Origin of the sequence: Sphingosinicella humi (assembly GCF_003129465.1) — a bacterium.
Classification (GTDB): Bacteria; Pseudomonadota; Alphaproteobacteria; order Sphingomonadales; family Sphingomonadaceae; genus Allosphingosinicella; species Allosphingosinicella humi.
This window is the reverse complement of sequence record NZ_QFFF01000001.1, coordinates 2,692,453-2,704,932: the sequence shown is the minus strand read 5'-3', so window position 1 is coordinate 2,704,932 and position 12,480 is coordinate 2,692,453. Positions and strand designations below refer to the sequence as shown.

The window sequence follows — 12,480 nt, the reverse complement described above, 5'->3', positions numbered from 1 at the left end:
CCAGAACCTCAGGAAGCTCGCCAAGCTGATCCCGATGCCGGCACCCGCAACCACCTGAGGAGGATCACACTCTCAATCAGCGCGAGGCCGCTCCGATCCCTGACCGGAGTTTTTCAACGGCATCGGTCGGGAGCGGATCGATTGTTCCGCAGTTCGGGGGACCGATAGGCGACAGTCGGCTTTGTGGCGCCACTGATTCGGCGGCAAGCGGCCGAACGGGGTGGTTTAGTCATGATCGACGCGCGGATTTGCCCAGGAAAGGCGACGCAAAACGTTCAAGAGCAAACCACGATGCCATTATCGAACTCCCGAAAAATGCCCCGGGGACAGCATCGCCCCAAAAGGACAGATTTGAGTGAAGGATCAGATAGCCTGACCATCCTCCAACGCCCGCAGCAATTGTCGATCGATACCGCCAATCATCTATTTTCAAGCGGTGAAATACGTGCGTCAGTAACCAGCCGAGGAGGTAAGTAGGTAAGCATCCTATTCCGAAGACCCAGATTGAGGCGAAGCCTACGACAACAGGAAATAGCAGGAGAACGGCCAGCCCTCCCTGTGCAGCGCCTAGAGAATATGGGTCGAACATGAGATAAACGGCGAGCAGTACTACGCCAACGGCCGTACCAACGACCAAGGCACTCAGCCCTTGCAGGAAAGAAAAGCCAGCGCGCGACCTCATCTTGCCTCCATCGCACCGGCCCTGAACGTCCGCAATGGGTCGTTTTCAGCCTGGCCGGTGTGGGTGGAAGCGGACATTCGGCTCGTGACCCATTGCGGACATTGGCTCGTTGCTTAGACTGCCCGGATGAGAATTGAAGCTAACGGCGAGTTCGGATGGCTATTCCGGCTGATCGCCGTGGGTGTGGCAATCGCCGGGGTTGCCTATGCGTTGACCGGACCACGCGCACCTCCGACACCTTCGAGCGCCGCTGTTTTCGGTTGCTACGTCGCCCCCGCCAGCCCCGCCATTCTACTTGACGCAGCAGGTATGCACGTCCGCCAAGAAGGCTTTCGCACCATCCCGTTTCACCTCGAAAGGCTCAAGACAGGGATCGCTCTAGCAGCGGATGCACCCATCCGTGCCGACAGGACTGCCGAAGGCTATCGGTTCGGCATGAATGAGAGCGGAATGGGCTGGTTTATGCCTTTCTACCACATAGAGAATGGTCGGATGTATGGGGTGTTCGAGGAGCGCCTGCTAGACGGATTTCAGATGCTCGCGAGTGATGGCATCAACCTCAACTACGAGCCGACAGACGCAGCCAGATGTGCTTAGCTTCCTTGTGTCCGCTTTCCACCCTATCGTGGACATTCAGCTAGTCCTTTAGCCTCGAATCATGAAGTTGCGAGCGTTCCCACTAGCTAAGGCGCTGGCATGGGAGACGGTTGGATGAGCTTACGTTCGTGACGCCGCGCCCCTTGATCGATCTAGAACTCGATCATCACATCGCCACTCGTCGATCTTCCAAATGCAAATTTGAAAGCGCTTAGGGCTGCTCGGACGATATCTTTGGTTTCGTCCAACGACACGCCCTTTATAGATCCTTTCCCAATTCTAGGTTTCCAGATGACGATCGTTGCCCTCTCGTCATCATCTATCCTGGCAACCGTTCTGGTGGCAACGAACTGATAGCTAACGCTATTCGATTCCAAGCTAAACATATGCTGTGCGTCCGGGCCGGCCTGTAGGAGCTTAAGCTCCATTCCAGTTTCCGGATCGTATATCCTGGTCGGATTGTGATCGACAACGAACATTGGCATCTGGTTTTCTCACCCCTATCTCATAACCATTGGCGCAATTTGCCTGGGTAGAGTGTCACGCCAGAATGGGTCATGTTCCATTGAGTATGGGACTGGCCGTCGGATGCACTCCCGTCAATCTCGGCCATGGGTCGAAGCCGATATTGAGCCGCGACGATAATGGACGCCCGCTTCCCACCCCGTTCGGTCGCTAAAGGCCGAATCTGGGGCGTCACAAAGCTGACTGTCTCCTATCAGTCCCCCAAGCTCCAGAACGGACGGTCCCCTCACGGCCAGCTCCAGCCATTCTTCCAGGTCCGCAGCGCGGCAGGCATGTTGCGCAAGAGCAGACGTTCGGCGGGCGCAAGCGCTCGCCGTCGTAGCCTAGACGTCGGTGCCCTCGGAGAGGGCGAGCCCATCGTCGATATCGACGCCCAGGTAGCGAACCGAGCTTTCGATCTTGGTGTGGCCAAGTAGCAGCTGGACAGCTCGCAGATTGCCCGTGCACTTGGTCGATCCACCGATTGGCGCGGCTGTTGGTTGCGCTAAGCGCTATGATGGAGATGATGCTCCGGACGTTTGCGAAACCCTGCAGCGGCGACCGGATCTCCCATGATCGCATTTGCTCAACTCCGGGCAGCGATCCAGGCATCGACTTGCCGTTCGAGGATTGAAAGGGGAAGCGAGCCGGCGCCGACCAGGAGATCGTGAAAGCCCTTGATGTCGAACCTTGGACCAAGCTCGCGTTCGGCCTTGCCGCGCAACTCCATGATCTTGAGCATGCCAATTTTGTAGCCAGTAGCCTGCCCTGGCAACGTGATGTATCGGCGGACCTCGGAGCGGGCCTGATCGGGAGAAGCGCGGCCCGACGCCACCATGTAATCGATGGCTTGCTGCTCACTCCAGCCCTTGGCGTGAATGCCGGTGTCGACGACTAGGCGCGCGGCACGGAACAACTCGGCTTCGAGGCGCATGAAATCGCTGGCTACATCGGGATAGGCGCCCATCTCCTTGCACAAAGCTTCGGCGTAGAGGGCCCAGCCCTCGCCAAACGCCACGTAACGCGTGGCCTGACGAAACTTTGGCCCGCTCGTCTGGCCGACCTGGATATCGCCCTGCATGACGTGGCCGGGCACGCCCTCGTGGCACATCAGGTCGATGGTGGCGTCCGGGGCCGGATCGTCGGTGGTGCCGAGCAGGTGAACATAGACGCGGCCCGGACGGGCGCCATCGGGCGTGGGCGGCGCGGCGTGCGCAGCCCCGCCGGCGACTTCGCTGAACGATGGCTCGCGCACCACCTCCATGCGATGAGCCGGAAGGATACCAAAATATTTCGGCACCAGTTCGCGGTTGCGCGCGATGGCAGCGTTCGCATTGCGCAGATATTCGGCGCGAAGCTCGTCCGTCCACGGCCGGGGCGGATTGCGGCGCTCGCGCGCGGCATAATAAGCCAAGCGGTCCTTCGCGCCTGCCTGGCGGGCCAGCGCATCCTGCTCGCTTTCGATCCGCTTGACCTCCCTCAGGCCGATTTCATGAATCTGCTCTGCGGTGAGGTCGGTCGTCGTATTCAGCTTCAGCGCGGCCGCGTACCAGTCGGCACCTCCCGGCAGTGACCCGGCGCCGACGCGCCCGCCGGGTGCGTTCGGCAAAGCGCTTTTGGCCCAAGCGATCACCCGCTCATAGGCAGGCTTGATCGACAGCAGGGCGGTTCGTGTGTCGGCGAGCAGTGCCCGCGCCTGCGCGTCCGTCACCTTGCCGCTCGACTGGAGCTTGGCCACCTTGGCTTCAGCATCGGCCCATAGGGGCGACGCCGCGCCTTCATCGAACGGCGCGCCAGTGACGATGGCCCGGCTGCCGTCGATCACACGCTCGACCTGGAATTTCGGAGCGTGCACACCGATCGCAGCGGAGGCGCGGCTCTGGGTAATGGCTTCGTCCAGCACTGCCGGGATGGCGCGAAGGCGGGCTGCATAGGCCCGCATGTCGGCCGCATCCTGCACGACGTGCGTGTTGATCATGAAATCGGGCAGCCGCGAATGTGCCGAATAGAGGAACGAGTAGAAAGGCGGCGAATATTGGCGGTAGCGGTAGCGGAGCTCTGCACGGTCGAGCTCAAGCGCCCAGATGTCGTAATTGACCTGCGCGCTTGAGGAGAGCTTGGCGCGGTCGAACTGCGATTTCATGCGCGCGACGCTGGCGCGACGCCATTCCAGCTCTCGGAGCTCAGCGGCGTCGCTGATATCGTCGAGCCGATCCTGCCCCTCCTTCATACCCAGCCGCGTGGCGAGCTGAGGACTGTGTCGCAGCTGCTCGGCAAATTCCTTGTCCAGGAACGCATACAAACGCGCGTCCTCCGTCTCCGCCACAATTGCCGGCGCCTGGGCCGAGACGGCAGAAAGCGGGGGGACAGTGAATGCGAAGGCGCTAGCGGCGAGAAGAAGCAATTGGCGCATAAATAGACCCTCCTGTTAGGGAGAGCTTAGAGGCGGCGATGAATGCGGTGAAGCTGCAGTTTTCACGAGGTCGGACGCTCCATGCTGCCGCGCCAGGAATGGCCGCTAAGCAGATGTCTGCGATATGCAGCGCACAGTCGAACGTCCCCTTCCCAGCCCCCTGCTTTAGCCGATAGTGGTGGAGAGCACCTCGACGATCGCCGGTCCGACCAGCACGACGAAGAGCGGCGGCAGGATGAAGACCATCATCGGGACCGTCATCACCGCCGGAAGTCGGGCAGCCTTCTGCTCCGCCCTCATCATCCGGGACGCCCGGAAATCCTGGGACAGCACTCTCAGCGCCTGCGCCAGGGGCGTGCCATATTTTTCGGTCTGGGTCAGGGTGTTGACCAGGCTGTCGACCTCCGCAATTCCGACGCGAGCCGCGAGGTTGCTCAGCGCCTCGCGACGATCCGGCAGGAAGGCGAGCTCCACCGCGGTCAGGCCCAGCTCGTCCGCGAGCTCGGGCGCGTTCGCACCCATTTCGGAGCCGACCCGCTTCACCGCCGCGTCGAGGCTGAGCCCGGCTTCGGCGCAGATCACCAGCAGATCCAGCGCCTCCGGAAGACCCTTGAGGACCTTCTGCTGACGCCGCTGGATGGCGTTCCTTATCAATATCTTGGGAAGGTAGGTGCCGGCCATCGCGCCGGCCGCACCGGTAAACAGGCGCATCATCTGCCCGTCGCCCGCCGGCGCCACATAATAGCCGGCCAGAGCCAGCAGGAGGGGCGACGCCAGACGCACCGTCAGAAAGAGGATGATCGCATCGGGCGAGCGCCAGCCGGCGCGCGCGAGCAGGCTGGCTGCGTCCTTCGCATCCTTGCCGCCATTGAGCTTCAGCATCTCGACCAGGCGGCGCGCGATGCTCATCGGCCGCTCCCGCCGGCGCGAGCGGGGGCTGGAGAGCCAGGCTGCCCGAAGCTCGCCGCGTCGGCGCGAATGGCTGCGCGCGCGCGCGCTGACATTGTCGACCGGCGTCAGGGCCCGCATCACGAACAGCAGCGACACGAACATGACCGCCGCCGCGAAGGCCGCCACGGACGTGCTGTCGAACTGCAGGAGAGGATGGGTCATCATATTTCGAACCGAACCATTTGCCGCATGATGAAGGCGCCGGTGACGAGGCTGACGATGCCGCCGGCCAACATCATCTGGCCGAGTGGGTTGGTGAACAGCACCGTCAGATAATCGCGGCTGAACAGATACATCAGCAACGCCATGACGAAGGGCAGCGAGCCGATGATCAGGGCGCTCGCCGTGGCCTCGGATGACATCGCCTTGATCTTCAGGCGCATCTGGCCGCGGCTGCGGAGAATCTGGCCGAGATTTTCCAGCGTCTCGGCCAGGTTGCCGCCCGTCTCGCGCTGCACGGAAAGGCTGATCACGAGGAAGTTGAACTCAGGAAGCTTCAGCCGCCCCGCCGCCTGCCAGAGCGATTCTTCCAGGGGCCGGCCGAGACGCACCTGGTCCGCGACCCGGCGAAATTCTTCGCCGACGGGATCCGCCACCTCTCGCCCGACGACGCCGATCGTCTCGGTAATCGGGAGACCGGCGCGAAGGCCGCGCACGATGAGGCCGATCGCGTCGGTGAAGAGCTTCAGGAAACGCGCCTTGCGCCGCCCGGCCATGATTCCGACCGCGACGTGCGGAACGAGGAGCCCGGCCGTCACCCCGACAAAGAGGGCCGCCGCGAAGCTCGCACCGGCCATCAGCAGGAACAGCCCCGCCAGAAAAGCGGCGCCCAATGTCGCCGCGCCATAATGGCCGAGGGTGAGCGGCAAGCCGGTCGCTTCCAGTCGCAGCCGCAGCTGGGCGGGTTGCGGCAACAGGCGCTGGCTGAGCTTGTCGAGACGGTTTCCGCCACCGCGCGCGATCAGGACGGGCGCCGAAGCGGGCGTGCCGTTCCAGCCGCGGTTCGCGCTCAACGCCTGGGCGCGGCGGGATACCGTCGCCGATCCCCTTCCGAAAAAAACGAACAGGCAGAACAGCAGCCCGGCCGCCGCCAGAGCGACGAGGACAGGGAGAAGGGACAGGCTCATTCCATCGTCTCCAGCAGGATCCGATCCAGGCCGAAATATTCCGCGCGGGAGGTGAAATGCGGCCTCAAGCCCGAGGAATCGAACCGGCCCTTCAGGGTGCCGTCCGTGCCCTCCCCCTCGAACTTGTAGGAAAACAGTTCCTGGGTGGTGATGACATCGCCTTCCATGCCGACCACCTCGGTGATGCTGGTGATGCGGCGCTTGCCGTCGCGCATGCGGCTGATCTGGATGATCATCTGCACAGCGCCCGCGATCTGGGTGCGCATCGCTCGTGCCGGCAGGTTCACCCCCGACATGCCGATCATGTTCTCGAGACGCGTCAGCGCTTCGCGGGGGCTGTTCGCGTGGATGGTTCCGAGCGATCCGTCATGGCCCGTGTTCATCGCCTGCAGCATGTCGATCGCTTCGCCGCCGCGAATTTCGCCGAGGATGATACGATCCGGCCGCATACGCAGCGCGTTCTTGACGAGGTCCCTCATGCTGATCTCGCCGCGGCCCTCCAGGTTGGCCGGCCGTGTCTCGAGACGCACGACATGGGGCTGCTGGAGCTGGAGCTCGGCCGCGTCCTCGATGGTGACGACGCGTTCGTCGGCCGCGATCATCTGGGACAGGGCGTTGAGCAGCGTCGTCTTGCCCGAGCCGGTGCCGCCGGAGATGAGAATGTTCAGGCGGACGCGCGAGGCGATTTTCAGAAGCGTTGCCATCTCAGGCGACAGATTGCCCTGACGCGCCATCACGTCGAGCGTGATCGCCCGCTTCGAGAATTTTCGGATGGATATCGAGGCGCCGTCGATCGCGAGCGGCGGAATGATGATGTTGACGCGGCTGCCGTCCGGCAGGCGGGCGTCCACCAGCGGAGAGGATTCATCGATGCGGCGCCCGACCCGACTCACGATGCGGCCGGCGACGCTCATCAGATGATCATGATCCCGGAACCGCGCGCCCGAGAGGACCAGCTTGCCGCTTTGCTCGACATAGACCTGGTCGGGGCCGTTCACCATGATGTCGGTGACTCGATCGTCGGCCAGCAGCGGCTCGAGCGGGCCCAGGCCGAGCATATTGTCGAGCAGCAGCGAAAGAAGCTGCGCCTGCTCGCGCTGATTGAGCTGGATCTTCAGCTCGCCCGTAATGTCGGACAGGATGGCGGCCAGCTGCCGACCAAGCTCGTCACGCTCGAGGCGGCTGGCCGCTTCGCTGTCGATCCGTTCGAGCACGATCGGCTGAACGGCGCGCACGGCGTCCTGGAGCTTGTCGGAAGTTGCGCTGGGCTTGGCGTCACCCGTTTTCGTCGGCTCGATGCCGCCAGGCGCAGCCTGGGTGTCATTGCCGGGCAACGGGAGATCGTTGGTCGGGTGCAAGGCGAGATTGGCAAGCTGCAGCGGCGGGCGCTGCGTCGTCACTTTTTCGGCTACGGCTTTTCTACCGAACATTCACGCTCTCCGCAGGGGGTGGCGAAAGCCGGGCAGTGGCTCGGGCTCAAATCTCGCTCAGGGTAGGATGAAGAAGGCTCGGATAAGGGGCCGAGGCCCCTCCACCGACCGGGACCGGACCTAAGTCCGTGTACCTCAGGTCGGTGGAGGCTGGCGGAGGCTTGCGTCCGCCGCTCGTTGTTAGACAGTCGGCGTAGCGAGCTGCGAGCCCACTTCATTGAACTTGGCGCCGAGGTTGGTCTTGATCGTCGGCAGGGCGACGACCATGGCCAGCGACACGAAGGCCGCGATCAGGCCGTACTCGATGGCGGTGGCGCCGCTGCGATTGTCACGAAGATTTTTCAAAAACTTGTGCATGTCCGTTCGTCCATTTCGTTCGAGTGAGAGACATCGGAGGCCTCAGCGCTCCGTCTCGAACACGCTTATGTCAGAACGGACCGGGCCGGCCCATTTGGTAAAAATACGCTTCGTAGAAATACTTAATGAATTGTTATTACCCAAGAATTCGCTTCAGCCACGATTGAGGAGCCAACGTCCCGGCAACGTCGGACGATCCCCCCGCCAGACGGGCGGCGAGCCCGTTCAGAGCCTCGGTAAAGCCCTTGTTGGCGCTGACCTCCAGAAGCGATTTGCCGCGGTCGGCCGCATCGGCCGCCGCCTTGGAGTCGTTGGGAATGACATGGTCGAACGCCGCGCCGATGCCGCGTTCGAACTCGGCCTGCGGGACTTCGCCGGCGACACCGCCGACCCGGTTCGCGACCATCACCGTTTCACCTCCCGCCGCTTGCGCCAGCGCCAGCATCCGCTTGCTGTCGCGCATTCCAACAAGGCTGAGGTCCGTCACGATGCAGATGATGTCGGCGGCCTCGATTGCCGCCCTAGCGATGGCATCGAAATGACGCGGAACGTCCATCAGGACGATGTCCGAATGGCCTTCCAGCCATTTGAGCAGCGCCGAGATTCCCTCGGCGGGTAGGCTGAATTCGGCATCGAGCGGTTCTTCGGCACTGAGCAGGCGCAGCCGGTCCGCGGCGGGCGTCACCGCGGATTCGATCAAGAGTGTGTCGATGCGCTCGGGCGTGGAGAGGATCTCCCGCAAGCCGCGCGACGGCTCGAGGTCGAGGCTCATCGCCATCGCGCCGAAGCGGAGGTCCAGGTCGAGCAGAACCGTGCTGCGCTTGTGACGATCGGCCAGGGCGGCGCCCAGGGAAAGCGCCAGGCTCGTTGCGCCGACGCCCCCCTTGGCGCCGAGCAGCGCGATCTTCCTCAAGGATGTGGAGGGGCTTTGGCTCGGGACGGATTCAACTTCGCGCGCCCGTCTCAGGCCGTTGGCCAGCGCCTGTAGGGAAACCGGCTTCACCAGATAGTCGGTGAGCCCCATCTCCAGCAGCTTTCGGTAAAGCTCGATGTCGTTGACAGCGCCGATCGCGATGACGCGCGTGTGCGGCTCGCAGGCATCCGCCAACCGGTCGAGGCAATCGATCACGTCATCGCAGTCGCTGACGTCCACGACAAGCGTGGCGGGTGCCGGACCTTTAGAAAGATAGTCGAGCGCCGCCGCCAACCCACCCTCCTGAACCTCGTAATCGGCGATGCCGGCCAGCGCCACGGCTTCCCTGGCCACTCCACGAGTCGCCTCGTCGGCGGCGAAGGCGATCACGTCCCTCGCCGACGGGGAGCCGAGGCTATCGATCACTGCGGGCCCGCCTCCTGCGCGGCCTCCACGGAGGAATAGCCTCCGTCGCCTGCCACGCTGTCGACGCGATCCTCGCGGTGGCGCCGGGCAGCGTCGAAGGCGGCGTCGCCGCGTGCCCGGCCCAAGGCCGCCGGCGCTTCCAGGTCGGCCGGATTGGCGACCATGCTCTCGAGGTTGGCGGCGTTGGCGCAGCCCAGGCGCTCTATCTCATCCGCACCGGCGACGCAGCTCATCGCGGACAAAGCCCCCGGCGCGTTCGCATCGCTATGCTCGCAGCCCCCAAGCGCGAGGCCCGCTATCGCGACCCCTGCCAAGAGCAAGCGACCTGGGAAAGCCTGGCCCGTCATTCCACCGTCTCCCCCTCCTGGTCCGGGCCCGCGGTCGCCTGCAGCGCTTGGGTCGGCGGATCCAACGGAGTGGCAAGACGCTGGGAGACCGGCTCGACGAGATAGGGCGTTACGATAATCACCAACTCCGATTTGTTTTCCTGAAAGCTCCTCGAGCGGAAGAGGTTCCCGATGATCGGCAGGTCGCCGAGGCCGGGGAACTTCTCGATGTCCTCCGACACGCTATTCTGAAGAAGCCCGGCGATGGCGAAGCTCTGGCCGCTCGCCATCTCGACGGTGGTCTCCGCGCGCCGCGTCGTGAGGGCGGGCACGGTGATCTCGTTGAGCGTGATCGCGCCGGTCGTGGAGAGCTGGCTCACCTCCGGCGCGACCTTGAGACTGATGCGATTGCTGTCGAGGACGGTGGCGACGAAGGAGAGGCTGACGCCGAAGCGCTTATACTGGATGGTGATCTGCTCGTCGGATTGCGGCACCGGGATCGGATATTCGCCGCCCGCAAGGAAGCTCGCCGGCTCGCCCGACAAGGCGGTGAGGTTCGGCTCGGCGAGGATCGAGATCAGGCCCTTATCCTCCAGAGCGTCGACGACCAGGTTGATGTCGACATCGTCCGACGTGATCCCGCCGAAGAAGGAGCCGCCTTCGCGCGCGCGCAGCACATTGCCGGCGCTGTCCAGGATGGGGCGGCCCGTCGCCAACCCCAGCGTCGCATCGCCGATCGTGACGAGGCTCGACCAGTTGAAGCCAAGCTGCTGCCTCGCCTCGTGCGAGACCTCCGCCACGCGAACCCGAAGATTGATCTGGTTGGGCGCGTTAAGGGTCATCTGGTTGATGATCCAGGAAGGCGCTTCGCCGCCCTCGGCGTTGACGAATCGCCTGGCGATGCGAAGGATCTCATCGCCGGTCTGCGCCGAAGCGACCTCGCCGCTCAGCACGAGGGAATCGTTGACGCTGCTCACGTCGATCTGGCTGTCGGGCGCATGCTCCCGCAAGGTTCTTTCCAGCCGCGCCTCGTCGAAGCCGACGTTGACGTCCGCGCTGAGGATGACCCGCTCGGACGCATCGATGGCGTAGAGGGAGGTGCCGCCGGGCGCCTTGCCGACAAGATAGATCAAGGTGGGCGATTTCACGAGGACATCCGCCACATTCGCATCTGCGATGAAGACCGTCGTCGCCGGTCGATCGAGCTTGATGAGGCGGCCCTTGCCTACTTCGACACTGAATTCGGTGCCGTCGCTGGAGATGATTTGCGATGCAGCGGCCGCTTCTGGCCGGGCGGCTGCGGCCATGGCCATCGCGGCGAATACAAAAAAAACGCGCTTCACCGGCTGCTCCCCTCGACGCTGCTACTGATTCCGCGCACCACCTCGACCGCCGCGGGTGCTGGGCGGCTCACGCTGCGGCTGCGGGGTGCGCTGGCGGACTGCTCTCCCGTCCCGCCCCCCACGAGCCATGAAGGCGACGCATCGGCCGTCGCATCGTCCGCCTCGCCGCGTGCAACGCTGCGAAGGGCCAGAGTCAATTTGCCGAGCTCGCTGGCCGCGACCACCTGCTCCGCCTGGGCGGGAGTGACCTCGATCGTGGCGGTCTGCGGCGCGATGACCTCGCCGTCCGGCTTCGCAACTTTCTGGTCGACGCCCACTACCCGCACGTCTCTAAGAACCGTGTCGCTCGTCACACGCTTGGCGTTGCCCGCACCTTCAAGGACGCGGCTCAGGATGAGGTCCACGCGGTCGCCGGGCGACACGAAGCCGGCCACGCCCGTGCTGGCCGAGACATCCAGGGTGACGGCGCGGTAACCCGGCCGCAAGACCGCCGACATGACGCTTCCTTCTCCCGGCCGGGCGATCGCATCGGCCGCGATCGGCTCGCCGCGAAACAGCGCGTTTCGCGCGACGGAGCCCGCCACCGATTCAAGCGACGCCTTGCCCTGCTCGAAATAGGCTTCGGTCGAAGCGTCCTCTGGCCAGGACGCCCATTCGAGATGTTCGGCTGTCAGGATGGTACCTGGATTGACGCTCTGCGCGGCAACGAGGATTTTTCGGCTGCTGACCTTTTCGCCCGCGTCCGCCGTCGCCGTGGCGCGGCTGACTTCCGATTCGAGCCAGCTTTGCGTGATCCAGAATGCCAGGGCCGCAAGAACAAGGGCGACGACTAGATAGACATAACGTCGATTGTTCCGCACTCAGCCCCCTCCATACGCCAAGGAAGTGATTTGTAGGGCTACGATCCAAAGACCCCCAACCGCAAGAGGAACTCCAAAAGCCATGGGTTGGTTCAGACGCGTCGCCAGCGCGGAAGCCTGAGCTTCGCCGGGCCCGGCCGCTCGAGTCTTCGGCAGCGCGACCATGACCGCCGCCATGACCACGCCGCTGATGGACACCATCGTCACGAAGTCGGCGAGGAGTAGCGGTCCGGCCCATAATATCGTCGCGGTTGCCAGCTTGACATCTCCGCCGCCGACCCACTGGCGGGCGAAGAGGAACGCTCCCACGCCGAAGGCGACGAGCGCCGTGGCGACGCCGGCAAGCCACACGCTCCACCCCATTCCCGGGAGCGCCAGCAGATAGGACAGCGCAATTGCCGCGGGCATTCGATTGGGGATGAGGTAATGGCGTACATCGCTCCAGGCCGCCCCGAGGAGGGCACCGCTCGTGATCACCAGCGCAGCGGCGGTGAGGGCGTCCGAATAGCTATTCATAGGCTTTCCTGTTGAGGGCACAGGCCTCATGGACC

Annotated in this window: 12 protein-coding genes and 1 pseudogene; 1 reads left to right on the top strand and 12 read right to left on the bottom strand. The window is 63.9% G+C overall.

Annotated elements, in window-relative coordinates:
* Positions 1-808: 808 nt before the first annotated feature.
* On the top strand, positions 809-1,279 hold the full coding sequence (locus tag DF286_RS15000; RefSeq protein WP_146193634.1) for a hypothetical protein: 471 nt from the start codon (positions 809-811) through the stop codon (positions 1,277-1,279).
* Positions 1,280-1,431: 152 nt separating this feature from the next.
* Here DF286_RS15000 and DF286_RS13320 read toward each other — a convergent pair whose 3' ends face one another.
* From DF286_RS13320 to DF286_RS13265, 12 genes and pseudogenes are all read right to left on the bottom strand, one after another.
* Positions 1,432-1,758 carry a hypothetical protein gene (locus tag DF286_RS13320; protein ID WP_146193633.1) on the bottom strand — a complete coding sequence of 109 codons (327 nt, stop codon included), beginning with the start codon at positions 1,756-1,758 and terminating at the stop codon, positions 1,432-1,434.
* 369 nt (positions 1,759-2,127) lie between these two features.
* Positions 2,128-2,253: pseudogene (locus tag DF286_RS15450) on the bottom strand (tyrosine-type recombinase/integrase); the annotation flags it as partial.
* Between the two features lie 116 nt (positions 2,254-2,369).
* Positions 2,370-4,196: a DUF885 domain-containing protein gene (locus tag DF286_RS13310; RefSeq protein WP_109271884.1), complete on the bottom strand. Its 1,827-nt coding sequence runs from the start codon at positions 4,194-4,196 to the stop codon at positions 2,370-2,372.
* A 165-nt stretch (positions 4,197-4,361) separates the two neighbouring features.
* Positions 4,362-5,309: a type II secretion system F family protein gene (locus DF286_RS13305; protein WP_158274697.1), complete on the bottom strand. Its 948-nt coding sequence runs from the start codon at positions 5,307-5,309 to the stop codon at positions 4,362-4,364.
* The gene (locus DF286_RS13300) at positions 5,309-6,274 is read right to left on the bottom strand and encodes a type II secretion system F family protein (protein WP_109271882.1); all 966 of its coding nucleotides are present in this window, start codon (positions 6,272-6,274) and stop codon (positions 5,309-5,311) included. The genes DF286_RS13305 and DF286_RS13300 overlap by 1 nt, the downstream gene beginning before the upstream one ends.
* On the bottom strand, positions 6,271-7,704 hold the full coding sequence (locus DF286_RS13295) for a TadA family conjugal transfer-associated ATPase (RefSeq protein ID WP_109271881.1): 1,434 nt from the start codon (positions 7,702-7,704) through the stop codon (positions 6,271-6,273). The genes DF286_RS13300 and DF286_RS13295 overlap by 4 nt, the downstream gene beginning before the upstream one ends.
* A 180-nt stretch (positions 7,705-7,884) precedes the next feature.
* Positions 7,885-8,061 (bottom strand): Flp family type IVb pilin, encoded by a 177-nt coding sequence (locus DF286_RS13290; protein WP_109271880.1) that lies wholly within the window; start codon positions 8,059-8,061, stop codon positions 7,885-7,887.
* A 136-nt stretch (positions 8,062-8,197) separates the two neighbouring features.
* A complete protein-coding gene (locus DF286_RS13285) occupies positions 8,198-9,400 on the bottom strand; it encodes a CpaE/TadZ family protein (RefSeq protein ID WP_109271879.1) in 1,203 nt (400 codons plus the stop codon).
* Positions 9,397-9,747 (bottom strand): hypothetical protein, encoded by a 351-nt coding sequence (locus DF286_RS13280; RefSeq protein WP_109271878.1) that lies wholly within the window; start codon positions 9,745-9,747, stop codon positions 9,397-9,399. Before DF286_RS13280 ends, DF286_RS13285 begins: the two co-directional genes overlap by 4 nt.
* On the bottom strand, positions 9,744-11,069 hold the full coding sequence (locus tag DF286_RS13275; RefSeq protein WP_109271877.1) for a type II and III secretion system protein family protein: 1,326 nt from the start codon (positions 11,067-11,069) through the stop codon (positions 9,744-9,746). The genes DF286_RS13280 and DF286_RS13275 overlap by 4 nt, the downstream gene beginning before the upstream one ends.
* A complete protein-coding gene (gene cpaB, locus DF286_RS13270) occupies positions 11,066-11,929 on the bottom strand; it encodes a Flp pilus assembly protein CpaB (protein ID WP_109271876.1) in 864 nt (287 codons plus the stop codon). Before cpaB ends, DF286_RS13275 begins: the two co-directional genes overlap by 4 nt.
* Positions 11,930-12,445, bottom strand: a complete 516-nt coding sequence (locus DF286_RS13265; RefSeq protein ID WP_158274695.1) for an A24 family peptidase — start codon at positions 12,443-12,445, stop codon at positions 11,930-11,932.
* Positions 12,446-12,480: the final 35 nt, after the last annotated feature.

Excerpts from the sequence above, each read along its gene's own strand:
- DF286_RS15000 (WP_146193634.1), top strand. The coding sequence starts at position 809 with ATGAGAATTGAAGCTAACGGCGAGTTCGGATGGCTATTCCGGCTGATC.
- DF286_RS13320 (WP_146193633.1), bottom strand. The coding sequence starts at position 1,758 with ATGTTCGTTGTCGATCACAATCCGACCAGGATATACGATCCGGAAACT.
- DF286_RS13310 (WP_109271884.1), bottom strand. The coding sequence starts at position 4,196 with ATGCGCCAATTGCTTCTTCTCGCCGCTAGCGCCTTCGCATTCACTGTC.
- DF286_RS13305 (WP_158274697.1), bottom strand. The coding sequence starts at position 5,309 with ATGACCCATCCTCTCCTGCAGTTCGACAGCACGTCCGTGGCGGCCTTC.
- DF286_RS13300 (WP_109271882.1), bottom strand. The coding sequence starts at position 6,274 with ATGAGCCTGTCCCTTCTCCCTGTCCTCGTCGCTCTGGCGGCGGCCGGG.
- DF286_RS13295 (WP_109271881.1), bottom strand. The coding sequence starts at position 7,704 with ATGTTCGGTAGAAAAGCCGTAGCCGAAAAAGTGACGACGCAGCGCCCG.
- DF286_RS13290 (WP_109271880.1), bottom strand. The coding sequence starts at position 8,061 with ATGCACAAGTTTTTGAAAAATCTTCGTGACAATCGCAGCGGCGCCACC.
- DF286_RS13280 (WP_109271878.1), bottom strand. The coding sequence starts at position 9,747 with ATGACGGGCCAGGCTTTCCCAGGTCGCTTGCTCTTGGCAGGGGTCGCG.
- DF286_RS13265 (WP_158274695.1), bottom strand. The coding sequence starts at position 12,445 with ATGAATAGCTATTCGGACGCCCTCACCGCCGCTGCGCTGGTGATCACG.